The following is a 27,000-nucleotide window of genomic DNA, read 5'->3' as shown; positions in this document are numbered from 1 at the left end:
ATATCCTCAGACCCGCCCGCTCCATTCATGATCTCCGGGCATTTCCATTGCCAGTTCATTCGCCAGCTCGAGCGCTTCCTTGACGTCAGGCGTATGCAGACCTTCCGTGAACGTTCGAACGACGGGTAGCAACAGCTCGGCCGCTCGCGCGTGTTTGCCGGAATGTCGCCACAGGCGCGCCAGGCTAACAGCTGACCGCAATTCAAAGGACCGCGCGCTTTGCCTGCGCGCCACCTCGATCGAGGCGAGGAACATTCGCTCGGCGGATTCGACGGACGATGATTTCGCGCAATTGAGCGTCATCTCACCTTGCAGACGATAGATCTCGGCTTCGTAAAAATGCTCTCCCGTTCTTCTCCCGATCGCCAATGCGCTGTCGAGTTCGCGCAAGGCGGCATCCGGCAAGCCGGCGCTTGCATAAGCCTTCGCGAGCAGGCTCCTGAACCAGCAACTGGCGAGCCGGGCGCTCATGCCCTCATAGCCGTCGATAGCCATTCGCATCTGGTTCAATCCCTCATCGACATTCCCGAGCTCGGTCATCGCCCATCCTCGCAGGATGGTCGTCTGATGCTTCCAGTGCAGGAAGCCGTGTTCCGATGAGAGGGCCAGTGCCTTGTTGGTGTAGTCGTGGGTCCCTTCGACATCGCGGAGATGCTGACAAACGTAGGCGCCGAATGTCAGCGCAAACGACAGCGTGAAGGGGTGGCGAAGGTCTTCCGCTTCCGAAATAGCCTGCTGGCTATATCGGCGCGCCACGTCAGGACGGCCCAGAAACCACGACACGTACCCGAGATACGAGAGCGAGACGATGCCAGGATGGATGCCATGCGTTGCCGTCAGGGCGCCGTGTAGATCAGGGCTGTACAGATTCCTGAAGCGATGAAGGTGATGTTCGGCGGCGACAAACCGCCCGCGGTACAGCATGGTCATCGCGATCGCCCGATGCGCCTCGATCAGATATCCCGTCTGTTGCGTCGCGGACGATCCTCGGTTCGAGGCCTCGCGCCTTGCGAACTGCAGGAGCTCCGCGCTCAGCTCATGCGCCCGTGCGAGATCGCCGCGGATAAAGTGGCACACCCAAAGTCCGCGCGTCGCCGCAAAGACCTTCGCCATGTTGTCAAGATGCCGGCCGAGTTCGAGCGCGCGAACATAGTTCTCCTCGACTTCCTGAACGGCGTATCCCTTTGCCGCGATCAGGGCGGTGCCCAGGGCGATGCGAAGCTCAAGCTCGGACTCGTTTCGGCCCCGCATGCCGGGTGAGGCTTGCAGAACCCCGAGCCCACGACGCAAATGACCGATCGCCTCCAGAGTCGCACCCTTCATTGCGGCCTGCTTTCCGGCCTTGAGCCAGAAACCCGTGGCCGGCTCGCTTTGGCCAGACTCAGTCAGGTGGTAGGCGAGAAGCTCCGGTTCGCGCTCGATCTTTTCCGGATATTTTTCGGCCAGCACGCGTGCGATCTTGGCGTGCAGCGTCCTTCTTTCCCTGTGCAGCAAGCTTTCATGCGCCGCATTCTGGATCATCACGTGCTTGAACGAGTACAGCGCCTCCGGCAGAAAGCCGAAGCGGACGATCAATCCGGCTGCCTCCAGATGGTTCAGGGCGGCTTCGATCTGGTCCGCCGGCGCCTCGGCAACCTCGCGAAGGATCTCATAAGAGAACTCGCGGCCGATGGTGGCGCCGATCTGCGCGATTTTCTTGAACGATCCCATCCGGTCAAGGCGGGCCATCAGGGAATCGTTCAATGTCGCGGGAATAGCGAGCTGATGCCACGGACCGGACAAGACGTAACGTCCATGTTGCTCAGTCAAGACGTCGGATTCGAGAACGGCCTTGGTCAGCTCCTCAAGGAAGAGCGGCACGCCATCGGTCTTGACAATGATGTCCTCAATCACCTCTCTGGGAAGCTCCTTTTCTCCAGCCACACGTTCGACCAATATCGTGCGGACCTGTCGGCCGAGACGCTTGAGGTTCGCACTGATGGTGTGCGCGTGATCCTTCCAGCCGGGCTGAAACTCCGGACGACAGGTGATCACGACAAGGATCGACGTGGTGCGAACGTTCTCCACCAGCAGATCGAGCACGGCCCGCGAGGTGGGATCGATCCAATGTGCGTCCTCAAAATCGATCAGGAGCGTCTGCCCGCGCGCTTGCGCGAGCAGATGGTTGACGAGCGTGGCGATCGTCGCATCCTTCAGCTGTTGCGGTGAGAGATCCAGGGCCGCGTAGCGGTCCCCGGTCGGAATTGAAAGCAACGTCGCAAGGATCGGTACCACTGTGTCCATCTCGCCGTTCGAGGCGGCGACACCGGCTTCAAGCTTTGTCAGCCAAAGCGCAGACGCGTTCTCGCCGTCAAGGCCGAGCGCGAATTTGAGATGCTCGATGAAGGGGTGAAAAGCGGTGCTGCTGTAATAGGGAGAGCACTGGAACGAAACTTGTCCGTGCTGATCACCTGCGATCCGCTCCCGCAATTCCTGAACGATCCTGGACTTTCCGATTCCCGGCTCGCCCGTCAGCAGCACGACCTGCCCCTCATGGGCTTTCGCTTGCTGCCAACGCGTGAGCAGCAACGCCACCTCTTCGGTGCGGTTGACCAGCGGCGTCAATCTGGAGCCCATGGCCGCGGCAAATCGCGTCTCGGCGCGGCAGGGCCGAACCACGAGCCAGGCCTGGGCCTTCGCGGATATCCCCTTCAGCGCGTGAAATCCTAAGTCCTGGTAGTCGAATTTTCCTCTCAGCAGGGATTGCGTCGAAGACGCAATGACGACGCCGTCCGGAGGCGCCAAGGCCTGCAGACGGGCAGCCAGATTTGGCGTCTCGCCGACTGCGGAATCGTGCTCCTCGGTGTCCTGTCCAACCAGGTCTCCGACGACAACAAGGCCGGTCGCAATCCCGATGCGCACACTGGGCCCATGACTTGTAACGTCGCGGGCGTCGCTCGCTCTCGCGAACGACAGGCTCCGTACAATTTCGAGCGCCGCACGCACCGACCGCTCGGCGTCATCCTCATGCGCATTCGGATAGCCAAAATAGACCAGAATGCCGTCCCCGAGGTAGCGGGCCGCGAAGCCTTCGTACCGCTTGACCACGCTGACGCACTTTTCCCTGAAGCTCGCGATCATGTCGCGGACGTCTTCGGGATCGAACTGTTCGGACAGCGAGGTCGAACCGACCATGTCGCAGAACATCACGGTAAGCTGGCGCCGCTCGGCGCTCACCGCTGCGCCTTCTGCGACGCTCCTGCCGCCGGCGGGACCTTTTGCCGAACCGGTCAGGGAAGCAACCGCGCGCTGCAAGCGCTTGCGATCTCCCAGCGGAAGTCCAAGTTCGACCAGATCCTGCTCGGTCAGGTCGGGCAGGATGTCCAAACCGATGCGATGCAGCACAAAGAGGTCGCTGTACTGGCCGAGATCAACGGTTTCGAGCCAGTGCTTGAGAGCAGCCTCCATATCGGCGCCTGGCTGTTTCTCCGGCATTGTGATCCGTCCGACTGCGGGCCATTGGCGACAATGGGCCTCGTTCGACGATGCCAAAGGGGTTGTTTACCCCAGACTCGACGCGTTCACAAAGTGCAAAACGCGCGGCACCATTCGATTTTGCGCGCGATGACTCGGACGCGTCAGCGCCGCGAGGGTGTGGATGTGTGACTCACAGACCGCGCCACACACTCAATGTCGTCCTGGCGAAAGCCAGGACCCATTACCCCAAATGAGAGTTGTTGCGCGACGCTGGGGCCACGATCCCGTTCATGATCAAATGCGGTGGTTCTGGGTCCTGGCTTTCGCCAGGACGACGATCGTGTGTGGCATCCGCACCGTCATCGCCCGGATCGCCGCCTCCGCTGAAGCTTCGGCGCGCCAAGGATGCATAGCGTCATCGAAGCCTTGGCGAAGGCGGGACCGGGCGATGACACCGAGATGAAGTACGCAATGACGATGCGCCGTATCGCGCGAGAACCACCCTCATCGTCGTCCTGGCGAAAGCCAGGACCCATTATCCCAAGTGCCGATTGCCGCGCGAGGCCGGGGCCGCGATCCCCCGGCCAGCAAATTTCGAAGATTATGGGTCCTGGCCTCCGCCGGGACGACCACCGAATTCCCGGCACGACCGGGCCGAAAACACCCTCGAATCACGCCCAATCAATTCAAAAATGGCCCGTCCCTCACCCCGCGCAGGGCCAAAATCCCTGCAAGACCCTTGACATAGCTGCCCTTTCGGCAGAACGCGTGTGGTTAAGCCGTTATGGACACTTCATGGATTTGATTAGCACGACCTCCGACCTCGCCGCCGCCTGCGACCGGCTCGCCAAACACAAGGTCATCACTGTCGACACCGAGTTCCTGCGGGAGACGACCTACTATCCGCTGCTCTGCGTCGTGCAGATGGCGAGCGCGGAAGAAGCCGTCGTGGTCGACGCGCTGGCACCCGGCATCGACCTCAAGCCGTTCTTCGACCTGATGTCGAACGAGGCCGTGCTCAAGGTATTCCACGCCGCGCGGCAGGACATCGAAATCGTCTGGCACCTGTCCGGCACGATCCCGCATCCGATCTTCGACACCCAGGTCGCCGCAATGGTGCTCGGCTATGGCGACAGCATCGCCTATGACCAGCTCGTCGACCGCGTCACTGGCCACCGCCCCGACAAGACCCATCGCTTCACCGACTGGTCGCGCCGGCCGCTGAGCGACGAGCAGCTGCATTACGCCGTCTCCGACGTGACCCATCTGCGCGAAGTGTTCGCGGCGCTCGACGCCGATCTGAAGAAGCGCGACCGCAGCGACTGGGTCAGCGAGGAGATGGAGGTCCTGACCTCGCCGAAGACCTACGACTTCCATCCCGAACGTGCCTGGGAGCGGCTCAAGACCCGCGTGCGCAAGCCACGCGAGCTCGCGGTGCTGATCGAAGTCGCGGCCTGGCGCGAGCAGGAGGCGCAGAGCCGCGACGTGCCGCGCTCGCGCGTGCTCAAGGACGATGCGGTCGGCGATATCGCCACCCACGCGCCGACCTCGCTGGAGAAGCTCGGCAATCTGCGCTCGCTGCCGAAAGGATTCGAGCGCTCCAAATGGGGCGCCGACATCATTGCTGCCGTGCAGCGCGGCCTCGCCCGCGACCAGGCCACGCTGCCCAAGCTGGAAAAGCCGAGAAACAATTCCAACGGTGCGGCGACCGTCGAGCTGCTGAAGGTGCTGCTGCGCATGACCTCGGAGCGGCACGGCGTCGCCAGCAAGGTGATCGCCACCGTCGACGATCTCGAGCAGATCGCGGCCAGCGATCAGGCCGAGGTCGGCGCCCTGCACGGCTGGCGGCGCGAACTGTTCGGCGAGGCCGCGCTCAAGCTCAAGCACGGCCAGCTCGCGCTCGCGATCGACAAGGGCCGCGTGGTGCGGGTGGACCGGGGCTAGCGCACGCCGCTCGCCCGGTGCGCGGCAGGTTCCACCGGCAGTCGGCCAGTGGCCGAACGCGTTGCGCCGGAGTTCGACCGGCACAGGCTGAGGTTGCGTTACGCAAAACCACCGCGCTTGCTAAGGCGCAATTTTCGTGTTGCAATCGCTTCACAATCGGATTGCGGCCGTTCGACTGTGCGTTTCGCGACGTTGATATCCAAGGCTTCGATGTACAGGCTTCGAGAGGCGAAACTTCGGACTTGAAGACTTTGGATCTGACGACCCGGGAAGTGAACAGACAGCGCAAAGTCCGCTTGCGGCGTGGCACGTGGAAAACGTGGCCGCGTCTTTTTTATGTCTAAACTGGGAGAGAGACGATGCCGAAGGGTACCGTCAAATGGTTCAACCCGACCAAAGGTTACGGGTTCATCAAGCCAGCCGTCGGCGACAAGGATGTGTTCGTCCACATCTCCGCGGTCGAGCGCGCGGGCCTCAGCACATTGAACGAGAACCAGTCCGTCGAGTACGAGCTGGTGGAGAACCGCGGCAAGGCGTCGGCCGAGAACCTCAAGGTTCACTGAACGCCGCTGCCAGCGGAATTCATCCAGATGCCTCCCCCGGCTGCATCACCCCGGGGGACCTCTCGTGCTACCGCGCGCTAAGGCGCCGGCGCGATCAGCGTGCTGTCCGTTGGCGCGCTTCCAAGCGTCTTGCAGAGGTCGCCTTCGAGCCTGAGCCGGCCGCTTGCCAGAAGCCGCAGCGCCTCCGGATAGATGCGATGCTCGATGGTGATCACGCGCGCGGCGAGCGTCTCGGCCGTGTCGTCGTCAGCAACCGTGACCGCGCCCTGCATCACGATCGGTCCGGCGTCGGTCTCCGGGATCACGAAATGCACCGTCGCTCCGGACAGCTTGACCCCTGCGCGCAACGCCTGGCCGTGCGGATCGAGGCCGGGAAAACAGGGCAGCAGCGAGGGATGGATGTTGAGCATCCGCCCGTACCAGTGCCGCACGAACTCGGCGGTGAACAGCCTCATGAAGCCGCCGAGGCAGATCAACTCGACCTGCCTGTCGTCGAGCGCGCGCTGCAGCACGGCCTCGAAGCCGGCGCGGTCCTTGCCGAACGGCTTGCTCTCGATGACGATGGTCGCAATGCCGCTCGCGGCCGCCTTTTCGAGCCCGGCAGCATCGGCGCGGTTCGAAATCACAGCCACGATCTCGGCCGGGAAATCCTGAGCCTTCGCAGCCTCGATCAGCGCGGCCATGTTGGAGCCGCGGCCGGAGATCAGGATGGCGACGCGGCGCTTCATCGCGAGAGATCGAGATGACCGTTATAGACCACGCGATGCTCGCCCTCATGCGCTCCCTTGGCCTCGATCACCTCGCCAAGCAGCGTCACGGTCTCGCCGCCGGCGGTAAACGCCTCGGTCACGGCGTCGACTGCATCGGCCCTGACGATCGCGATCATGCCTATGCCGCAGTTGAAGGTGCGCAGCAGCTCGAGATCGGCGATGCCGCCCTGCTCGGCCAGCCATTTGAACACCGGCAGCACCGGCAGCCGCGCCAGATCGATGCCGACGCCAAGATGCTTCGGCAGCACGCGCGGAATGTTGTCGGTGAAGCCGCCGCCGGTGATGTGGGCGAGGCCCTTCACCGCGCCGGTGTCGCGGATCGCGCGCAGGCAGGATTTCACATAGAGCCTGGTCGGCGTCAGCAGCGCCGCGCCGAGCGTCATGACCGGCGCGAACGGCGCCGGCGCGTCATAGGCAACGCCGGACTGCTCGACGATCTTGCGCACCAGCGAATAGCCGTTGGAGTGCACGCCGGAGGAAGCCAGCCCGATCACGGCATCGCCCGCCGCGATATCCGCGGTCGGCAGCAGCGTGCCGCGCTCGGCCGCGCCGACGGCGAAGCCGCCGAGGTCGTAGTCGCCATCCTTGTAGAGGCCGGGCATCTCGGCGGTTTCGCCGCCGATCAGCGCACAGCCGGATTCCCGGCAGCCTTCGGCGATGCCGGCGACGATTTGCGCGGTGGCCTCCGGGTGCAGCTTGCCGCAGGCGAAATAGTCGAGGAAGAACAGCGGTTCCGCGCCCTGCACGACGAGGTCGTTGACCGACATCGCGACCAGATCGATGCCGATGCCGCCATGAATGCCGGTCTCGATCGCGATCTTCAGCTTGGTGCCGACGCCATCGGTCGCGGCCACCAGGACCGGGTCCTTGAAGCCGGCGGCCTTGAGGTCGAACAGCCCGCCGAAACCGCCGATCTCGGCGTCCGCGCCAGGCCGCGCGGTGGCCCGCACCATCGGCTTGATCAGATCGACCAGTCGATTGCCGGCGTCGATATCGACACCCGAATCCGCGTAAGTGAGCCCGTTTTTGCGCTCGGTCATGCCCAATTCCAGATGATCAGGGGCTGGTTACGAGGAATTCGGCCCCCGCGCAATGGCTCGCGGCGCTGCTGCCGCGATACTATGTAGATAACACAAGGCGGCTGCGCAAAAGAGCCGGATATCGAGTAAAATCAGGCTTCTAGCCGGGAAGCGATCCAAGTTGAGCATTCCGAACATCATCACCCTCGGCCGCATCATCCTGGTGCCGGTGATCGTCTGGGCCATCGTGTCCAGCCAGATGGAGATTGCGTTCGCGATCTTCGTGATCGCCGGCGTCTCGGACGCGGTCGACGGTTTCCTCGCCAAGCGCTTCAACATGACGAGCGAACTCGGCGCCCTGCTCGATCCGCTCGCCGACAAGGCGCTCCTGGTGTCGATCTATGTCGCGCTCGGAATCTGGGGCGCGGTGCCGCGCTGGATCGTGATTCTCGTGGTGTCGCGCGACATCATGATCGTCTCCGCCGTGATTGTGTCATGGTTGTTCGACAAGCCGGTCGAGATGAAGCCGCTGATGGTGTCGAAGCTGAACACGGTGGCGCAGGTCGCGTTCGCGGCGCTGGTGCTGGCCTCGCTCGGCTTCGGCTTCGAGCCGCATCCTTACGACTGGATCCTGATGGGCCTGGTCACGATCTTTACTTTGGGTTCGGTGTCCCTCTATCTCGTGGAGTGGGTGCGCCACATGAGCACGATCGAAGCTCGGTAGGCGGGATCCGGAAAAGTCGAAGCCGGTTTTTCCGCGACAAGCGCGACACGCTTGCGCATAGCTAGAATAAGGTGGTTTGGAGACTTGTGTGGCCAGTAGCGTTCAACCTCGTCAATTGGCCTTGGCCCTGCCGCACGAGGAGAAGCTGACCCGCGACGATTTCCTCGAGGGCCCTGCCAATGAGGCTGCGCTGGCGCTGATCGACGGTTGGCCCGACTGGCCGAACCGAATCATGCTGCTGGTCGGGCCTGACGGCTCCGGCAAAAGCCACCTCGCCGCGATCTGGGCCGAGAGCGCCGGCGCGCGCTCGACCGCGGCGCATGCGCTGACCGCCGACACGGTGCCGACCGCGCTTGCGACCGGTGCACTCGTCGTCGAAGACCTGAGGCCGGCGGATTTCGACGAGCGCGCGATGTTTCATCTGATGAATCTGGCGCGCCAGGACGATGCCTACGTGCTGATCACGGCGCGCGTTCCGCCCTCGGCGTTCGAGATCGAATTGCGTGACCTGCGGTCGCGGCTCCGCGCGGTGCCGACCGTGACGCTGCTGCCGCCGGACGACCAGCTGTTCCGCGGCCTGATCGTCAAGTTCTGCGCCGACCGCCAGATGAGCGTGGACGAACCGCTCGTCAGCTATCTGAGCAACCGGATCGAGCGCTCCTACGTTGCCGTCCGGCAGGCTGTCGAGCTGCTCGATACCGAGGCACTCCGGCTCGGCCGTCCCGTCACACGGGCGCTGGCGGCGGAGCTGTTGCGCGATGCCTGACCGGTCCCCGCGGCTTGACGGCGCAGGCGAGCGGAACATCAATGTCATCGAAACGTCATCGCAATATCACATGGTTTCTGCGGCTCTCGGCTAGACCGCCCCGGCCCCTGCCCTGAATTGGACCAACACTTGATGGACTCGGTACAAGCTACTGAAATCAAAGAAAAAGAGGCGGAATTTCCCGCCATCCCCGCAATCGCGACCAGCCCCGAGCGCTTCATCAACCGGGAGCTCTCCTGGCTGCACTTCAACCGGCGGGTGCTCGAGGAATCGGTCAATCTCGGCCATCCCGTGCTGGAGCGGGTCCGCTTCCTGTCGATTTCGGCGAATAACCTCGACGAGTTCTTCATGGTCCGTGTCGCCGGCATCAAGGCGCAGGTCCGCGAGGGCATTGCCGAGCGCAGCCCGGACGGCCTGCTGCCGGCCGAGCAGCTCGTGATGATCAACAAGACCGTCTCGCAACTGGCCTCCGACCAGCAGGCGATCTGGAGCGACCTGCGGGACATCCTGGCCAAGGTCGGCATCCAGCTGGTCGACGGCCGCGACGTCACCAAGTCCGAGCGCAGCTGGATCGAGGATCACTTCCTCCACAACATCTTCCCGCTGCTGACGCCGCTGGCGATCGACCCGGCGCATCCCTTCCCGTTCATCCCGAATCTCGGCTTCACGGTGGCGCTGCAATTGTCGCGGATCGCCGACGGCAAGGCGATGAACGCGCTGATCCGCATGCCCGGCAAGATCGACCGCTTCATCCGCATCCCCTCCACCAAGGACGGCGCGCCGGCGCGGCTGATCACGCTGGAGCAGGCTACCGGCCTGTTCATCGGCCGCCTGTTCCCCGGCTACACCGTCAAGGGCCAGGGCGCATTCCGCATCATCAGGGACTCCGAACTCGAAATCGAGGAAGAGGCCGAAGACCTCGTTCGCCTGTTCGAGACCGCGCTCAAGCGCCGCCGCCGCGGGTCGGTGATCCGGCTCGAGATCGAGGCCACGATGCCCGAGGAGCTGCGCATCTTCGTGCAGCACGCCTTGTCGGCCGCCGACGACGAAGTGATCCTGGTCGACGGCGTGCTGGCGATGAACGAGCTGTCGCAGCTCACCCGCCTCAATCGCCCCGATCTCGAATTCCCGCCCTATGTGCCGCGTCATCCCGAGCGGGTGCGCGATCATGGCGGCGATATCTTCGCCGCCATCCGCCAGAAGGACCTCGTGGTCCATCACCCCTACGAATCCTTCGACGTCGTGGTGCAGTTCCTGCAGCAGGCGGCGCGCGATCCCGACGTGGTCGCGATCAAGCAGACGCTCTATCGCACCTCGAACAATTCGCCGATCGTGCGCGCGCTGGCGGAAGCCGCCGAAGCCGGCAAATCGGTGACCGCGCTGATCGAGCTGAAGGCGCGCTTCGACGAGGAAGCCAACATCCGCTGGGCGCGCGACCTCGAACGCGCCGGCGTGCAGGTGGTCTACGGCTTCATCGAATTGAAGACGCATGCCAAGCTGTCGATGGTGGTGCGCCGCGAGGGCGGCAATCTCACGACCTATGTGCACACCGGCACCGGCAACTATCACCCGGTCACCGCGCGCATCTACACCGACCTCTCCTACTTCACCTCGGATCCGATCATCGGCCGCGACGTCGCGAGGGTCTTCAACTACATCACCGGGTATGCCGAGCCGAGCGACATCGAGAAGATGGCGGTGTCGCCGCTGACGCTGCGCAAGCGGATCATCGAGCACATCCACGGCGAGATCGCCCACGTCAAGCACGGCCGGCCCGGCGCGGTCTGGATGAAGATGAACGCGCTGGTCGATCCCGACATCATCGACGCTCTGTACGAGGCCTCGCAGGCCGGCGTCTCGGTCGAGCTCGTGGTGCGCGGCATCTGCTGCCTGCGGCCGGGGCTGCCGGGACTGTCCGAGAACATCCGCGTCAAATCGGTGATCGGCCGGTTCCTGGAACACGGCCGAATCTATTGCTTCGGCATGGGCCAGGGCCTGCCGAGCACAAAAGCTGCTGTGTATATCTCGTCCGCTGACATGATGCCGCGGAACCTCGACCGCCGCGTCGAGGTTCTCTGTCCGCTACAAAATCCCACGGTGCATCAGCAGGTTCTCGAACAGATCATGGTCGCGAATCTGAAGGACACCGAGCAGAGCTGGCAATTGTTGCCGGATGGGTCGTCAACGCGTATGAAGTCCGCGAAAGGCGAAGAGCCCTTCAATCTGCATGACTACTTCATGACAAATCCGAGTCTGTCCGGCCGTGGTAAGTCTCTCAAGGAATCTTCACCGCGCCGTCTCACGCGTCGCAACGAGCGACAGCAGCCATCGTCTTAAGGGGGCCTTACGGTGAAGCGACCGCGGAAGCGCGCTTCCAGCGTCGCTGTCATCGATATCGGCTCGAACTCGGTTCGTCTCGTGGTCTACGAGTCGATGGCGCGCAGCCTCATCACCATCTTCAACGAGAAGGCGCTCTGCGGGCTCGGGCGCGAGGTGCAGAGCACCGGCCTGCTCGCAACCGATGCCGTCAACAAGGCGCTCACCGCGCTGCGCCGTTTTCGCGCGCTGTGCAGGATTCAGCAGGTCGGCCGCGTCTACGCGATCGCGACCGCGGCCTGCCGCGACGCCAAGAACGGTCCGGACTTCATCGCCAAGGCCGAGCGCATCTGCGGCGCCAAGATCGAGATTCTCACCGGGCCGCGTGAAGCGAAGCTGTCCGCGCTCGGCGTCGTCTCGGGCGTGCACAACCCGAACGGCATCGTCGGCGATCTCGGCGGCGGCTCGCTTGAACTGATCGACGTCAAGGGCAACCGCGTGCGCAGCGGCGTGACGCTGCCGCTCGGCAGCCTCGCCCTGCAGGACCTCTCCAACAAGTCGCTCAAGCGCGCCGAACGCATCGTCAAGAACGAGTTGCTCGGCGTTGCCCAGCTCAAGACCGGCCGCGGTCGTACCTTCTATGCGGTCGGCGGCACCTGGCGTGCGCTGGCGCGCATTCACATCATCCAGAGCGGCTACCCGCTCAAGGTGATGCACGGCTATTCGATTCCGGCGGCGGACGCGCTCGATTTCGCGCAGCGGCTGCGGCGGCTGGCGGCCACCAACATGCTGGCCAATATCGAGTCGGTCGCCGATGCCCGGCGGCCTCTATTGGCCTACGCCGCGCTCGTGCTCGAATACATCATCCGCGTGGCCCAGCCGAAGACCATCGTGTTCTCGACCTTCGGCGTGCGCGAGGGCTTGCTCTACGAGATGCTGCCGCCGGCCGAACGCGCCAAGGATGGGCTACTCTGCGCCGCGCAGAACCTCAACGAATTGCTGTCGCGCTCGGCCCGCCACGCCCAGGAGCTGACGGCGTGGACCGACCGGCTGGTGCGCGTCGTCAGGCTGCGCGAGACCGAGGAAGACCGCAGGCTGCGGCATGTCGCCTGCCTGCTCTCCGACATCGGCTGGCGGGTGCATCCCGATCATCGCGGCGAGGAAACCCTCAGCCTGATCATGAACGGCAATTTCGGCTCGATCACACATCAGGGCCGCGCCTTCGCCGCGCTGTCGGTGTTCTATCGCTACGCCGGGCTCAGCGAGGAAAACGAGCCGCCGCCGCAGATCCGCGCACTGGTGACGCCGGCGATGGACGAGCGCGCCCGCGTGCTCGGCGCCGCGTTCCGCGTGGCGCATCTGATCACGGCGGCGCGCACCGGCGTGCTGCCGGCAACCCATTTCCGCACCCAGGGCCGCAAGCTGATGCTGGTGTTCGAGCACCGGATGGTGGATCTGGTCGCCGACCGCGTCGGCAGCCGCTTCAAGCAATTGGCGCGGCTGGTCGGGCGCGTCGGCTCGATCGTGCGGCGCTAGGGCTCACGCCGCCTTGGTCAGGGCTCACGCCGCCTTGGCGGCGTGCTTTGCCTTGCGAAGTGCGTGGCGGCGCCAGATCGACCCCGCGACCAGCACCACGATGATGCCGAGCACCGCGAGCGCGATCTCGCCGCCGTTGCCGCCATGGGCGAATTGCGGCGACATCCCGACCGACGTCAGCCAGGAATCGAGCTTGGCACCGAGCGGTCCGGCGAACAGCGCGTCCAGCTTCGGATGCACGGCCGGATCGGTCGCGATGACATCGCCCGCGATCCAGCCGAGCAGCGCGGCACCGGCCCAGACCAGAACCGGCAGCTTGGTGAGCAGCGCCATGATCAGCGCCGCGCCGGCAACGATCAGGGGAACGCTGATCGCAAGTCCGAGCACCAGCAGCGGCACGCTGCCATTGGCGGCGGCGGCCACCGCGATCACATTGTCGAGGCTCATCACGATGTCTGCGACCACGACGATCTGAACCGCGGCCCACAGATGCGAGGCCGCGTGCACGCTGTCCTCGTCTTCCTGCTCCGGTACCAGCAGCTTGGCGGCAATCACGATCAGCGCCAGTCCGCCGACCAGCTTCAAATAGGGAAGCTCCATCAGGCTGGCGACGATGCCGGTGAAGATGACGCGCAGCAGCACGGCCGCGGCGGCGCCGAGAATCATGCCCCACAGGCGCTGGCGCGGCGCGAGCCCGCGGCAGGCGAGCGCGATCACGAGCGCGTTGTCGCCCGACAACAGGACGTTGATCCAGATGATCTTGCCGACGGCGACCCAGAAGGTCGGCGTCGCCATCTCGTTCTTGAATTCGGTGAAGAACGCGCCGATGTACGCCGGATCAAAGATCTGCCACAGCCAGTCCACAGCGAGTCCTATTCGGCCTTGCGGCCGCCCCTGGCGGCGGTCGTCCGCCGCTCCCCGGTTTGTTTCGACGCGGTCCCCTCGGGAGACCGCGCCACTTCAGCAATACGGCGTTAGCCGACGATCTCGTTGCCTGCGAAGAACTGCGCGATCTCGATCACGGCGGTCTCCGGCGCATCCGAACCGTGCACCGAATTCTCGCCGATCGACTTCGCATAGAGCTTGCGGATGGTGCCTTCGGCGGCCTTCGACGGATCGGTCGCGCCCATCACGTCGCGATATTTCAGGATGGCGCCCTCGCCTTCCAGCACCTGGACCACGACCGGGCCCGAGGTCATGAAGTCGACCAGCTCGCCGAAGAACGGACGCGCCTTGTGGACGGCATAGAAGGTCTCGGCCTGGCCGCGGGTCATGCGGATGCGCTTCTGCGCCACGACCCGCAGGCCCGCCTTCTCGATCACCGCATTGACCGCGCCGGTCAGGTTGCGCTCGGTGGCGTCGGGCTTGATGATCGAAAAGGTGCGTTCAATCGCCATGATTTCGTCCTTGTAAACGTGGCTGGGAGTTGCCGGGGCTTATATCGGCGCGATGGGGTAACGGCAAGCGACCCTGTGACGCGTTAGCCTTTAGTTTTGACGCATTTTCACGACGAAAACCGTCGTTTGGCTGCCCTCCGGACAGCGGCCGGCTCGGCCAACTTACCGCGATTTCACCTAGGTGAACCCATTCTGTCAGCGCCGTGCCGCTGCCGTTCAACTCCACCCACATAGGCTCTGCAGTGATCGGACGCCTTGCTGGCCCTCCATCCGCAAGCCTCACAGGACGTCTCGGGAAATGTCACCGCGGGCGCGTCGCGCGCGCCCATACCTCGAGGAGACGATCATGTTACGCAAACTCTCGCTTGCCGCCGTCGCCGCGGTTTCGCTCGGTGCCGCCGCGCTCGCCCCGACCTCCGCCTCTGCGTGGGGTGGTTGGCACGGTGGATGGCACCACGGCTGGTGGGGCGTCCCGCGCGTCATCGTCGGCGGGCCCGCTTATTACGGCGGTTATGGCTATGGCGGCGGCTGCTACGTGCGCCGCGTCGTGCCGACCCCGTGGGGCCCCCGCTGGCGCCTGGTCAACCGCTGCTACTGATCCATCGAATCTGTCGACTGCTCCCCTGACTTGCTTCTCGCCCCGGCCCTCGCGCCGGGGCTTTTTTTCAGGTCCGCCAGGGAACCCGGGCATATGATGGGGCCCACTACCTCAAGGCGAGAGTAAGGCGCGGAAACCAAATTCGGGGTCGCGACTTGTCATGGCGAGGAGCTACTCGAACACGCGAGGTGGAACTCGCCAAGAGATGTGCCATGACGATGACAATGAGCAAGATCGACAAGGACGCCGATCAGATTGATCACAAGACCTGCCGTTACATCTGCGATGCGGTGGGTGAACGGCTTCAGCAAAGCATGCGGCCAGAGCCCGCGCTTTCGTCCCGCCTGCAGCAGCTCCTCGACGAGATGCAACGACGGGAACGCGATCGCCATTAGATGTTGAGGGCTGACCAGCAGCCCAATTGCGTTTTTGCAACAGCGTCCGGGAGAGATTTTACAAACAGACGGGTTGCGTTTGGCGGCGGGTCCGGTGACAACGCTGCATGCTCTCCATCACTGACATCTCGGTCCGGATCGCCGGACGGCTGTTGATCGATCACAGTTCGGTACAAATTGTGCCCGGAGCCCGCGTCGGATTTGTCGGCCGCAACGGCGTCGGCAAATCGACGCTGTTTCACGCCATCCGGGGCGACATCCCGACCGAGAGCGGCAGCATCGCGCTCCCGCCGCGCTGGCGTATCGGCAGCCTCGCGCAGGAAGCTCCCGACGGGCCAGAAAGCCTGATCAACGTCGTGCTGAAGGCCGATCTCGAGCGCGACGCGCTGCTGCGCGAGGCCGAGACGGCGCATGATCCGCACCGGATTGCCGAAATCCAGACCCGGCTGGTCGACATCGACGCCCATTCCGCGCCCGCCCGCGCCGCGGCGATCCTCTCCGGCCTCGGCTTCTCGACATCAGACCAGGCGCGGCCGTGCGCGGAATTTTCCGGCGGCTGGCGCATGCGCGTCGCGCTGGCGGCGACGCTGTTCTCCGCGCCCGACCTTCTGCTGCTGGACGAGCCGACCAACTATCTCGATCTCGAAGGCACGTTATGGCTCGAGAACCACCTAGCCAACTATCCGCGCACGGTGATCGTGATCAGCCATGACCGCGATCTCCTGGACACTTCGGTCGATCAGATCCTGCACCTCGATCGCGGCAAGCTGACGCTCTACAAAGGCACCTATTCCTCGTTCGAGGAGCAGCGCGCCGCGCGCGAACTGCTCGACGCCAAGCACGCCAAGCGGCAGGCCGATGAGCGCAAGCGCCTGCAGGATTTCGTCGACCGCTTCAAGGCCAAGGCATCGAAGGCACGGCAGGCGCAGTCGCGCGTGAAGATGCTGGAGCGGATGAAGCCGATCACCGCGCTGGTGACCCAGGATGTTCATGAGATCTCGTTCCCGGCACCGGAGAAGCTGCTGTCGCCGCCGATCATCGCGGTCGACGACGTCTCGGTCGGCTACGAACCCGGCAAGCCCGTTCTCAATCGCGTGACGCTGCGCGTCGATACCGACGACCGCATCGCGCTGCTCGGGGCCAACGGCAACGGCAAGTCGACGCTGGTCAAGCTGCTGGCGGGCAAGCTCGCGCCGTTTGCCGGCAGGATCACGAGGGCCGACAAGCTGTCGGTCGGCTATTTCGCCCAGCACCAGGTCGACGAGCTCAATCTCGACGGCTCGCCCTATGATCACATCCGCAAGCTGATGCCGGAGGCGCCGGAGAGCAAGGTGCGCGGCCGCGTCGGCGCGATCGGTTTCTCCGGCAAGGCCGGCGACACGCTGGTGAGGAGCCTGTCGGGCGGCGAGAAGGCGCGGCTGCTGCTGGGGCTTGCCACGTTCTACGGCCCGAACATGATCATCCTGGACGAGCCGACCAACCATCTCGATATCGACAGCCGTGCGGCGCTGGCGGAGGCGATCAACGAATTCCCCGGCGCGGTCATGATGGTCTCGCACGATCGTTATCTGATCGAGGCCTGCGCCGACCGCCTGTGGGTCGTGGCGAACCAGACCGTGACGGCCTATGACGGCGATCTCGACGACTATCGACGCATGATCCTGTCAGCCAATGACGGCCGGCCGGCCTCGCGCGAGCGCGTCAAGGAGCCCGCCAAGCTGGAGCGCGCCCGCAACGAGAAGCGTGCTTCACCCAGGCAGCGGGTCGCGCAAGCCGAGGCCGAGATCGAGCGCATCAACGGCATCATCGCCAAGATCGATACCGCGCTCGCATTGCCCGATATTTTTACGCGCGACCCCAAGCAGGCCGCGCAACTGACCAAGGCGCGCGCCGGCGCCGAGAGCGCGCTACAGCGCGCCGAGGAAGACTGGCTGGAAGCCAGCGCCGAGCTCGACGAGGCGGCGAATTAGATTTGACTCACCGAGCCACATATTCGGTGTCGTCCCTGCGAAAGCAGGGACCCATAACCACAGATGGTCATTGTTGCCCGATCGTCGAACGACGAGTCCCTTTAACCACATCCGCCGCGGAGTATGGGTCCGTGCTCCCGTGCGCAATTGCGCACCAGGCAGGGACGGACGTGTGGAGGCAGCCAAGGCTCTCATTTCTTCTGGTATCATGTCCGCGCATGCGGGCGTCGACGTGCCGCCGGCGAAAATGCTCTAGCAGGCTGTTGAAGAAGTCTGTGGCGAAGCGGTTTGGATCGTGATCCTCTAGGATCTGGATTGATCTAGGGGGTGCGATGCGTGGAAGTGACGAACGGTCCGGGTCGCTTTTCAGTTATGTCGACCTTGAGGCTCGGGTTCGAGCCGACCATCCGCTCCGGGTGATCCGGGACTTGGCGAATGCGGCGCTGGACGATCTTTCTGGCGAGTTCGGCAAGCTCTACACGGACTTCGGTCGCCCCTCGATCGCACCGGAGAAGCTGCTTCGGGCGATGCTCCTGCAGGCGTTCTATGGAGCCCGCTCGGAACGGCATCTGATGGAACGGATAGAGTTCGATCTGCTGTTCCGCTGGTTCGTCGGGCTTGGGGTGGACGATGCGGTTTGGGACCATTCGACCTTCTCGAAGAACCGCGACCGGCTGCTCGAAGGCGAGATAGCGGCCAAGTTCCTGAACGCGCTTTTGGCGCAGCCAAAGGTCAAGCGTCTGCTATCGAGCGATCACTTCTCGGTGGATGGTACGCTGATTGAAGCCTGGGCTTCGATCAAGAGCTTCCGGAAGAAAAATGGCCGCGACAAAGACCAGGATGGTCCGGGACGCAATGCCGAGCGCAGCTTCCACAAGGAGAAGCGATCCAACGAGACCCATGAGAGCACGACCGATCCTGAGGCGCGGCTCTACAAGAAGGGTGACGGCCAGCCGGCCAAACTGAGCTATATGGGCCATGCTTTGATGGAGAACCGCAATGGTTTGGCGGTTTTGGGTGGAGTGAGCCAAGCGACGGGCATCGCCGAGCGGGAGAGCGCGCTTGCCATGATCGACAGGCGGAGGTGCGCGAAGCGGATCACTCTGGGGGCCGATAAGGCCTATGACGTCTCGCAGTTCGTGCACGATCTCAGAGACAGGTCGGTCACTCCGCATATCGCGATCGACGGACATCTGAGTAAGACCGGCAAGCGGCGCAAGACGGCAATTGACGCGCGTACCACACGCCACAGTGGTTACGACGTTAGCCAGCGTTGTCGCAAACGCATCGAAGAAGTGTTTGGCTGGATCAAGAGTTCCGCTGGCTTGGCCAAGGTCAAACTGCGAGGCCGCGACCGGGTCGATGCCGTCTTCGTCCTGGCGCTTGCGGCCTACAACCTGATCCGGCTGCCCAAGCTCCTGGCGGCACCGGCATGAGCGTCCGGGGCAGATGGCGGGTCGTCGAGACACCCGGCTACGACATGGCCTTGGCGGGCGCCTACATCCTGTTCGACGCGGATGGCGGCGAGTTCGCCATCGACTGCCTTGCCGGCTCAATTTATGGAGCCGGCGACGGCGATATCGTCGAGTTCGGCTGGCAGGGAAACGACGAAATGGAGCCAGCCAATGGTGACGGCTGGGCCGAACTGCAAGATGATGGCTCACTCCAAGGCGAAATCTGCCTCCTCAACGGCGACGACATCCCATTCATCGCACGTCGAACAAAGACTTCTTCAACAGCCTGCTAGCCGTGCGAGGTCTTTTTCTTCTTTGGCTTCGCCTGCTTCGGCTCCGGCACAGGGTCCGCACCGCGCTCGACGGACGACAGGCGCCCTGAGGAGAACGTGTAGATGCCGGCGCGCGCGCCACGCGACCAGGTCACGACCGCAACACGCTCGCCGCCCGGCCCATTGGACAGGTTCACACTGTCGGGAGCACCGATGCCGCGCACGACGTCGCATTCAGTGTGGCCGAGTGCAACGCTGCCGCCGGTTGGCTGCGGCGGCGGTGCACCGCCGGCCTGCGCGTTGGCATCGGCGGCGCCCGGCGGCGGCGCCATGCCTGGACAGCTGCCGTCGGCACTGACGAGATCGTCGTTCGTCACCGGCTTGTCCGGCGTCAGCGGCGGCGATTCGATCGAGATGTTGCGGATGAACACCCGCCCGGGACGCGAGAACCATTCCGCATCGCGCGAAAACAAGTCGGATCCGGCGCCCGAACAGCCGGCAAGTCCCGGTGCAAGCACCAGCAAGGCCAACAGAGACTTCCGACTGAATGTTCCGTCCTGCACGATCGACAAAGCTCCTACCCCTTCACCTAAGGGCTTGTCCGAACATCACTTTGCGGCATGACCGTGGCCCGCCCCAAGAAACGTCGAATTATCATTAATTAGTAGCTATCGCTATTGGCGCCGCTGCCAGCGTCCCCGCTCGTCGGTCTGCCAATAGGTGACCTCGAAGCCGCGCGCCTTGCAAGCAGTCCAGCTTTCCCTGGCCGAGGCCACCGCGTCAGGGTCGTCGCCATTGAACACGAGGACCACCCGCTCGTAGCTGTCGCAGTCGGCCGGCAGCGCCGCATTGTCGACCAGGAAGCGGACATTGGCCCGATTCGGGTTGCCCTCCTCGATCGACAGGATGATCGGCTGGTCCTGCGCGTCGGCAACGCGCGAGGTCGCGTGCGGCAGGAATGAATCGTCGCTGTAGGTCCAAAGATGCGCGTCGAGCGTCTCGGCGCGCTCCTGCGACGTCGATTGCACGACCACGCGCCAGCCGCGCTCGAGCGACTTCTCGAGCAGCGGCGGCAGCACGCTCTCCAGCGTCATGTTCTGCAGGTGGTAGAACAGAACCTCGGTCATGCGCCGGCCGACACTCTATTTCCCGGCTTCATAGTAGTCGGAGACCAACCGCTCGAGCAGCCGGACGCCATAACCCGAACCCCAGCTCTGATTGATCTCGGTCTTCGGCGCGCCCATCGCGGTACCGGCGATGTCGAGGTGCGCCCACGGCGTGCCGTCGACGAAACGCTGCAGGAATTGCGCTGCCGTGATCGAGCCGCCGTTGCGCCCGCCGGTGTTCTTCATGTCGGCGAATTGCGAATCGATCTGCTTGTCGTATTCGGGACCGAGCGGCATGCGCCACACCTTCTCACCGGTCTCGAGGCCGACCTTGGCCAGGCGCTCGGCGAGTTCGTCGTTGTTGGAGAACATGCCGGCGTGATCGGTGCCGAGCGCGACCATGATCGCGCCGGTCAGCGTGGCCAGATCGACCATGAATTTCGGCTTGAACTTCTTGGCGACGTACCAGAGCACGTCGGCGAGCACGAGGCGTCCCTCGGCGTCGGTGTTGATGATTTCGATGGTCTGGCCGGACATCGAGGTGACGATGTCACCCGGACGCTGCGCATTGCCGTCGGGCATGTTCTCGACAAGGCCGATGGCGCCGACCACATTGACGCGGGCCTTGCGCGCCGCGAGCGCGTGCATCAGCCCGACCACGCAGGCCGCACCGCCCATGTCACCCTTCATATCCTCCATGCCGCCGGCCGACTTGATGGAGATGCCGCCGGTGTCGAAGCAGACGCCCTTGCCGACGAACGCGACCGGCGTCTCGCTCTTCTTGCCGCCGTTCCAGCGCATGATCACGGTGCGGCCGGACCGCGCCGATCCCTGCGCGACGCCGAGCAGCGCGCCCATGCCGAGCTTGGTCATCGCCTTGACGTCGAGCACCTCGACGCTGACGCCGAGCTTGCGAAGCTGGCTGGCGCGGCGCGCGAATTCCTCAGGATACAGCACGTTCGGCGGCTCGTTGACGAGCTCACGCGCCAAATTCACACCGTCGACGACGGACGCTTCGGGCGCATAGGCCTTCCTGGCGGCGCCAACATCGCCGACGGCGATCGAGACGTCGGCCCGCAGGGCGGCGCCGTCCTCGCCGTCCTTCTTCTTGGTCTTGTAGCGGTCGAACTTGTAGGCGCGCAGACGGATGCCGGTGGCGATCGCGGCGGCCTCGCCGGCGACCATCGCGGCATCGGGCAGTTCCGCGACCACGGTCATCGATCCGCTGCCGGCATTGAGCTTGCCGGCCACCGCGCCGCCAAACTTGAGAAAATCCTTCTCCTTGAGGTCGGCCGCCTTGCCGGTGCCGATCACGATCAGCCGCTCGACCTTGATTCCCTCCGGCGCCAGGATGTCGAGGATTGCCCCGCTCTTGCCCTTGAACTGGTTGGCGGCCGCGGCCCGCTTGACCGTCTCGGCGGCGGCTCCCAGCGCCTTCCGGGTGGTGGCTCCCAGCTTCAATTGCTCGTCGCAAAAGGCGACCAGAATACCGCGAGCGGACGCGGAGAATGGGACAAAGCCGACCTTGACGGCGTCGGACATAGGAAAATCCTCCAGAACTCAGGGTGTTGCTCGGACCTGAGGCGGTCCTTCCGGCACGCGGGGTGAGCATTGCGATGGCGGTCCGGAACCAGCCCGGACCGGGCTTGTCGTGCACTATGACCTGTCGGCTGCGTCGCTGCCAAGCGCCGGAGTGACCGGAAGGCCACAAAAGCGATTAATTAACCATAAATTAAGCGTGCCTTGGCTCGGCCATTTTGTTGACGGATCAAAGGGATGGTAGTGAGAGAGTGACTAGAGAGTGAGCCGGACGGGTCCGCGGCTCGACCATAGGGGAACCCGGGTTGACGGGGATGGTCGAAAGCCGTGCGTTTGGTTGCGTGCAGGGGGCCTTTGGGGGTCATGCGGTAGCGATGGGGTCGATCGACAAGTACATCTTTAAAACGACGCTGGCGTCGTTTGCGCTTGTCCTGGTCAGCCTCACCGGCGTGATCTGGATTACGCAGGCGCTGCGCGGCATCGACCTGATGACCAGCCAGGGTCAGACCATCCTCACCTTCCTTGGCATCACCGGTCTTGTGATTCCCGCCCTGGTGCTGATCATCGCCCCGATCGCGCTGATGATCGCGATCTCCCACACGCTGAACAAGCTCGCGACCGATTCCGAAATCATCGTCATGAACGCGGCGGGCTTCTCGCCGATCCGGCTGTTCCGGCCGTTCTTCCTTGCCACCTGCGTGGTGGCGGCCCTGGTCGCCTTCATCGGTGCCTATCTCGCCCCCGACGGCATGCGCCGAATCAAGCAGTGGGACGCCGAGATCACCGCCGACGTGCTGACCAACATCCTGCAGCCCGGCCGCTTCGCCCAGCTCGACCAGAACTTGACGATTCGCATCCGCGAGCGCCTGCCCGGCGGCGTGCTCGGCGGCGTCTTCGTCGACGATCGCCGCGATCCGCAGGAGCGCGTCACCATCATCGCCGACCACGGCACCGTGCAGAAGACCGATCGAGGTTCGTACCTCGTGCTCTATGACGGCAATCTCCAACGGTTCGAGGTTGGCAAGCGCGATCCGGCGCTGGTCGCATTCGCCCGCTACGCCTTCGACATGTCGAAATTCTCGCAGGGCCGCGACGTCACGCTCGGGATTCGCGAGCGCTATCTCTGGGAGCTGATGTGGCCGGACGAGGAAGACAAGACCTATCAGCAGCTGTCGGGCCAGTTCTTCGCGGAGCTGCATGATCGCTTCATGGCGCCGATCTATCCGTTTGCGTTCGCAGCCCTCACCTTCGCTTTCCTCGGCGCGCCGCGCACCACGCGCCAAAGCCGCAATTTCTCGATCGGCGGCTCGGTATTCGCGGTGTTCGGCCTGCGCATGGTCGGGTTCGCCTGCTCCGTCATGGCGGTGAAGACGCCGCTCGCAGCGCTGGTGCAGTATCTGATGCTGTTCGGCGGCATCGGCATCGGCATCTGGATGATCGTCGGCGGCGTGGTCGTCGAAGCGCCGCCGCGGCTGATGGAAGCGATCAACAGGAACAACGAGCGCATTGCGCGCCTCTTCCGGAGGCCGGCAACCGCATGAGCATGGTCACAAACACGCTCGGGCGTTATTTCGCCGGCCGCTTCGTGGTCGCGGCGGTGGGCGTGTTCGCGGGCATCTTCGTGCTGCTCGTGCTGGTCGACTACATCGAGATGGTGCGCAAGACGTCGGGCCTCGTCTCGGCCTCCGCGATCACGGTGGCGGAGACTTCGCTGTTCCGGGTGCCGCAGCTGCTCGAGAAGCTGATGCCGTTCTGCGTGCTGATCGGCGCGATGACCTGCTACCTCGCCTTGTCGCGGCGGCTGGAGCTCGTCGTGGCACGCGCCGCCGGCGTTTCGGCCTGGCAATTCATCTCGCCGGCGCTGGCCAGCGCGATCGTGCTCGGCATCTTCGCGACCACCGCCTACAATCCGGTATCGGCCAATCTGCGCGAGCTCTCCAAACGGATGGAGGCCGAACTGTTCGGCTCGGCGCCCGGCGGCGGCATTCAGGACGCGTCCGGCTTCTGGCTGAACCAGATCAACGACGAGGGTCAGGCGATCATCAATGCGGCCCGCAGCGAGCAGCAGGGCGTCCGGCTGACCGGCCTCACCGTGTTCCGATTCGATACGGCGCTCCAGTTCAAGGAGCGAATCGAAGCGCGCGAAGCGGCGCTCGAAGACGGCCGTTGGGTGTTCAAGGGAGTACGCCGATTCACCCTCGATAAGCCTCCGGTGGATCAGGACACCTTCTACCTGACCACCACCCTTACCCCGGCACAGGTGCGCAACAGTTTCTCCACCCCGGAAACTGTGTCCTTTTGGCAACTGCCGAACTACATCCGTTCGTCGGAGAGCTCAGGGTTCGCGACGGCTGGCTATCGCTTGCAGTATCACAAGCTCATCGCACAGCCGTTTTTGCTGGCTGCGATGGTGATGTTGGCGGCTTCTGTGAGCCTCCGCTTCTTTCGGATGGGCGGCGTGCAGAAGATGGTTTTGAGTGGCGTGGGCGCAGGCTTTCTGCTCTACGTGCTGTCGAAAGTAACTGAAGATTTGAGCAAGGCTGAGTTGATGCATCCCATCGCTGCGGCGTGGTTGCCCGTCGTTGTGGGCAGCCTCACCGGTTTCTTAGCCTTGCTGTACCAGGAGGACGGGTAGTGGCTATCGTCGCCGCCCGCCAGTTGAGGTCGCCTGCTCTCGGGCGGCGCAGTGTCCTGCGCCGTCAACGGAGCCGCATGGCCGCGTTTGGCGTTTCGATCTCAGCTCTCCTCGCCGCGTTCGTCGTGGTCAGCGCGCTCGACGTTGTCGCGTCGACGCCGGCTGCCGCGCAGGCCTTCACCTACAATCCGCGTCCGCCGAAGCCGCCCCGCCCGCCGGCCAAGAATGATGGGCAGATGCTGGTCCAGGCGACCGAGGTCGATTACGACTACAACAACCAGCGCATCTCGGCCGTCGGCAACGTCCAGATGTTCTACAACGGCACCAGCGTCGAGGCCGACAAGGTCATCTACGACCAGAAGACCAAGCGTCTTCATGCCGAAGGCAACATCCGCATGACCGATGCGGAAGGCAAGATCACCTACGCCAACATCTTGGATCTCAGCGACGACTACCGCGACGGTTTCGTCGATTCGCTGCGCGTCGACACTGAAGACCAGACCCGCATGGCGGCGACCCGCGCCGATCGGTCCAGCGGCAATTACACGGTGTTCGACAACGGCGTTTATACCGCCTGCGCGCCCTGTAAGGATGATCCGAAGAAGCCGCCGCTCTGGCAGGTCAAGGGCGCGCGCATCATCCATAACCAGACCGAGAAGATGCTCTATTTCGAGAACGCCCAGCTCGAATTCTTCGGCGTTCCGATGGCGTATCTGCCCTACTTCTCGACGCCCGATCCGACTGTGAAGCGCAAGAGCGGCTTCCTGATGCCGGGCTTCACCACGTATTCGGCGTTCGGCGTCGGCGTCGAAATTCCCTATTACTTCGCGCTCGCGCCGGACTTCGACGCGACCTTCAATCCGCGCATCACGTCGAAGCAGGGCGTGCTGTTCCAGGGCGAATTCCGCCAGCGTCTGTCGAACGGCGCCTATCAGATCCGGCTCTACGGCATCGACCAGCTCGATCAAGGCGCCTTCGCCGGCCAGCCCGGCGACCGCCAGTTCCGCGGCGGCATCGAGACCAAGGGTCAGTTCGCGCTGAACGACAAGTGGACCTGGGGCTGGGACGGCGTGCTGCTGTCCGACTACTACTTCATGTCCGATTACCGGCTCGCCCAGTACAAGGACCCGTTCGGATCGTTCCTGTCGCTGCCGACCGAGGCGATCTCGCAGCTCTATCTGACCGGCGTCGGCAACCGCAGCTTCTTCGACGCGCGCGCGATCTATTATCTCAGCTACTCCGGCAACCAGAACCAGGTTCCGGTGGTCGCGCCTGTCATCGACTACAACAACGTGATCAACAGCCCGATCTTCGGTGGCGAGTTCAGCTACAAGGTGAACTTCACCAACCTGACCCGCGAAACCGCGGTGTTCGACCCGATCACGACGACCGCCAACACCAACGGCCTGTGCCTGACCACATCCGCAGACCCGATGGCGCGCACGCCGTCACAGTGCCTGCTGCGCGGCATGCCGGGCACCTACACAAGGCTGACCGCCGAGGCGCAGTGGCGCAAATCCTATACCGACCCGCTCGGCCAGATCTGGACGCCGTTCGTCGGCGTCCGCGCCGATGCCATCAACGCCGACATCTCGAACCAGCCGGGCGTTTCCAACTTCCTGCCGGTCGGCGACACCCAGACGGTCCGCCTGATGCCGACCGTCGGCTTCGAATACCGCTACCCCTTCATCAACGTGCAGCCGTGGGGCACGACGACCGTCGAGCCGATCGCGCAGGTCATCATCCGGCCAAACGAGCCCGACGCCGGCAAGCTTCCGAACGAGGACGCGCAGAGCCTGGTGTTCGATACCTCGAACCTGTTCGCGGTCGACAAGTTCTCCGGCTACGACCGCGTCGAGGGCGGCAGCCGCGCCAATGTCGGCGTGCAGGCCACCACGCAGTTCGATCGCGGCGGCAGCGTCAAGGCGATGTTCGGACAGTCCTACCAGATGTTCGGGTTGAACTCGTTCGCGGTCGCGGACGTCACCAACACCGGCATCGATTCCGGCCTGCAGAATCCGCGCTCGGACTATGTCGCGAGCCTCGCCTACTCGCCCAACCGCACCTACACGTTCAGCGTCCGCTCGCGGATGGACGAGGCGACCTGGAACATCAACCGGTTCGAGGCCCAGGCCAGCGCGAACTTCGACCGCTGGTCGGTCAGCCTGATGTACGGCGACTATGCCGCGCAGCCGGAACTTGGCTATTTGACGCGCCGCGAAGGCATCCTCGCCAGCGGATCGATCAAGGTGGCGGCGAACTGGGTGGTTCAGGGCGCGGCGCGCTGGGACCTTGAAGCGAACAAAATCAACCAGTACGCGTTCGGCGCGGGCTATGTGGACGACTGCTTCGTGCTGGCCGCCAACTATGTCACGTCCTATACCTATCAGGCCGGCTCGACGCCGCCCGTCCTCAGCCACGCGTTCATGTTCCAGATCGGGCTGCGGACGATCGCCCAAACCTCCACGACCAGCAGTTCGGCTGGCATGCAGTAGCGAGCGAGCGGTCTGGCGGGGGGCTTGGATTGCCTGCGGGCCTGT

General features: G+C 64.1%; 22 protein-coding genes. 14 read left to right on the top strand and 8 right to left on the bottom strand.

Features of this window, described 5'->3' with window-relative positions:
• Window positions 1-6: 6 nt before the first annotated feature.
• Window positions 7-3,474, bottom strand: coding sequence for an AAA family ATPase (locus ACE10X_RS19865; protein ID WP_038383723.1), 3,468 nt, complete (start codon window positions 3,472-3,474; stop codon window positions 7-9).
• A gap of 777 nt (window positions 3,475-4,251) precedes the next feature.
• On the opposite strand from ACE10X_RS19865, the gene rnd reads away from it, so the two are divergent.
• Both rnd and ACE10X_RS19855 read left to right on the top strand, forming a co-directional pair.
• The gene (rnd, locus tag ACE10X_RS19860; protein ID WP_018271312.1) at window positions 4,252-5,400 is read left to right on the top strand and encodes a ribonuclease D; all 1,149 of its coding nucleotides are present in this window, start codon (window positions 4,252-4,254) and stop codon (window positions 5,398-5,400) included.
• Between the two features lie 359 nt (window positions 5,401-5,759).
• Window positions 5,760-5,963: a cold-shock protein gene (locus tag ACE10X_RS19855; protein WP_016847412.1), complete on the top strand. Its 204-nt coding sequence runs from the start codon at window positions 5,760-5,762 to the stop codon at window positions 5,961-5,963.
• 77 nt (window positions 5,964-6,040) lie between these two features.
• Here ACE10X_RS19855 and purN read toward each other — a convergent pair whose 3' ends face one another.
• Window positions 6,041-6,691 carry a phosphoribosylglycinamide formyltransferase gene (gene purN, locus ACE10X_RS19850; protein WP_038383722.1) on the bottom strand — a complete coding sequence of 217 codons (651 nt, stop codon included), beginning with the start codon at window positions 6,689-6,691 and terminating at the stop codon, window positions 6,041-6,043.
• Window positions 6,688-7,773: a phosphoribosylformylglycinamidine cyclo-ligase gene (gene purM / locus ACE10X_RS19845; RefSeq protein WP_038383721.1), complete on the bottom strand. Its 1,086-nt coding sequence runs from the start codon at window positions 7,771-7,773 to the stop codon at window positions 6,688-6,690. The genes purN and purM overlap by 4 nt, the downstream gene beginning before the upstream one ends.
• 160 nt (window positions 7,774-7,933) lie before the next feature.
• On the opposite strand from purM, the gene ACE10X_RS19840 reads away from it, so the two are divergent.
• The 4 genes from ACE10X_RS19840 (at window position 7,934) to ppx (ending at window position 13,094) form a co-directional block, all read left to right on the top strand.
• The gene (locus ACE10X_RS19840; protein ID WP_016847415.1) at window positions 7,934-8,476 is read left to right on the top strand and encodes a CDP-alcohol phosphatidyltransferase family protein; all 543 of its coding nucleotides are present in this window, start codon (window positions 7,934-7,936) and stop codon (window positions 8,474-8,476) included.
• A gap of 88 nt (window positions 8,477-8,564) precedes the next feature.
• Window positions 8,565-9,242 carry a DnaA ATPase domain-containing protein gene (locus tag ACE10X_RS19835; protein WP_038383720.1) on the top strand — a complete coding sequence of 226 codons (678 nt, stop codon included), beginning with the start codon at window positions 8,565-8,567 and terminating at the stop codon, window positions 9,240-9,242.
• Window positions 9,243-9,374: 132 nt separating this feature from the next.
• Entirely contained in the window at window positions 9,375-11,579 is a 2,205-nt protein-coding gene (locus ACE10X_RS19830; RefSeq protein ID WP_038383719.1) for an RNA degradosome polyphosphate kinase, read from the top strand.
• 12 nt (window positions 11,580-11,591) lie between these two features.
• Entirely contained in the window at window positions 11,592-13,094 is a 1,503-nt protein-coding gene (gene ppx, locus ACE10X_RS19825; RefSeq protein WP_038383718.1) for an exopolyphosphatase, read from the top strand.
• A gap of 24 nt (window positions 13,095-13,118) precedes the next feature.
• Here ppx and ACE10X_RS19820 read toward each other — a convergent pair whose 3' ends face one another.
• A complete protein-coding gene (locus ACE10X_RS19820) occupies window positions 13,119-13,958 on the bottom strand; it encodes a TerC family protein (protein ID WP_028344814.1) in 840 nt (279 codons plus the stop codon).
• Between the two features lie 110 nt (window positions 13,959-14,068).
• Window positions 14,069-14,491, bottom strand: a complete 423-nt coding sequence (gene ndk, locus ACE10X_RS19815; protein WP_016847423.1) for a nucleoside-diphosphate kinase — start codon at window positions 14,489-14,491, stop codon at window positions 14,069-14,071.
• A 346-nt stretch (window positions 14,492-14,837) separates the two neighbouring features.
• On the opposite strand from ndk, the gene ACE10X_RS19810 reads away from it, so the two are divergent.
• From ACE10X_RS19810 to ACE10X_RS19790, 5 genes are all read left to right on the top strand, one after another.
• A complete protein-coding gene (locus ACE10X_RS19810) occupies window positions 14,838-15,089 on the top strand; it encodes a hypothetical protein (protein ID WP_038383732.1) in 252 nt (83 codons plus the stop codon).
• 224 nt (window positions 15,090-15,313) lie between these two features.
• Window positions 15,314-15,484, top strand: a complete 171-nt coding sequence (locus ACE10X_RS19805) for a hypothetical protein (protein ID WP_162832413.1) — start codon at window positions 15,314-15,316, stop codon at window positions 15,482-15,484.
• Window positions 15,485-15,591: 107 nt separating this feature from the next.
• The gene (locus tag ACE10X_RS19800) at window positions 15,592-17,454 is read left to right on the top strand and encodes an ABC-F family ATP-binding cassette domain-containing protein (protein WP_038383716.1); all 1,863 of its coding nucleotides are present in this window, start codon (window positions 15,592-15,594) and stop codon (window positions 17,452-17,454) included.
• Window positions 17,455-17,786: 332 nt separating this feature from the next.
• Window positions 17,787-18,890 carry an IS5 family transposase gene (locus tag ACE10X_RS19795; RefSeq protein ID WP_038383715.1) on the top strand — a complete coding sequence of 368 codons (1,104 nt, stop codon included), beginning with the start codon at window positions 17,787-17,789 and terminating at the stop codon, window positions 18,888-18,890.
• The gene (locus tag ACE10X_RS19790; RefSeq protein ID WP_038383714.1) at window positions 18,887-19,201 is read left to right on the top strand and encodes a hypothetical protein; all 315 of its coding nucleotides are present in this window, start codon (window positions 18,887-18,889) and stop codon (window positions 19,199-19,201) included. The genes ACE10X_RS19795 and ACE10X_RS19790 overlap by 4 nt, the downstream gene beginning before the upstream one ends.
• Here the strand turns inward: ACE10X_RS19790 and ACE10X_RS19785 are convergent.
• From ACE10X_RS19785 to ACE10X_RS19775, 3 genes are all read right to left on the bottom strand, one after another.
• Window positions 19,198-19,752, bottom strand: coding sequence for a hypothetical protein (locus ACE10X_RS19785; protein WP_375764465.1), 555 nt, complete (start codon window positions 19,750-19,752; stop codon window positions 19,198-19,200). The genes ACE10X_RS19790 and ACE10X_RS19785 overlap by 4 nt on opposite strands.
• Window positions 19,753-19,854: 102 nt before the next feature.
• On the bottom strand, window positions 19,855-20,307 hold the full coding sequence (locus ACE10X_RS19780) for a DNA polymerase III subunit chi (RefSeq protein ID WP_028335176.1): 453 nt from the start codon (window positions 20,305-20,307) through the stop codon (window positions 19,855-19,857).
• Window positions 20,308-20,322: 15 nt separating this feature from the next.
• Complete coding sequence (locus ACE10X_RS19775; RefSeq protein ID WP_038383712.1) at window positions 20,323-21,828, bottom strand: leucyl aminopeptidase; 1,506 nt, start codon at window positions 21,826-21,828, stop codon at window positions 20,323-20,325.
• Window positions 21,829-22,199: 371 nt separating this feature from the next.
• On the opposite strand from ACE10X_RS19775, the gene lptF reads away from it, so the two are divergent.
• From lptF to ACE10X_RS19760, 3 genes are all read left to right on the top strand, one after another.
• The gene (gene lptF / locus ACE10X_RS19770) at window positions 22,200-23,366 is read left to right on the top strand and encodes an LPS export ABC transporter permease LptF (protein ID WP_038383711.1); all 1,167 of its coding nucleotides are present in this window, start codon (window positions 22,200-22,202) and stop codon (window positions 23,364-23,366) included.
• Complete coding sequence (gene lptG, locus ACE10X_RS19765; protein WP_038383710.1) at window positions 23,363-24,460, top strand: LPS export ABC transporter permease LptG; 1,098 nt, start codon at window positions 23,363-23,365, stop codon at window positions 24,458-24,460. Before lptF ends, lptG begins: the two co-directional genes overlap by 4 nt.
• Window positions 24,461-24,537: 77 nt before the next feature.
• Complete coding sequence (locus tag ACE10X_RS19760; RefSeq protein ID WP_051002891.1) at window positions 24,538-26,955, top strand: LPS-assembly protein LptD; 2,418 nt, start codon at window positions 24,538-24,540, stop codon at window positions 26,953-26,955.
• Window positions 26,956-27,000 lie beyond the last annotated feature (45 nt).

Source organism: Bradyrhizobium sp. Pha-3 (genome assembly GCF_042258325.1).
GTDB classification, from domain to species: Bacteria; Pseudomonadota; Alphaproteobacteria; order Rhizobiales; family Xanthobacteraceae; genus Bradyrhizobium; species Bradyrhizobium elkanii.
Note: the sequence above shows the minus strand (reverse complement) of the source record. Positions and strands in the feature narration are given on the sequence as shown.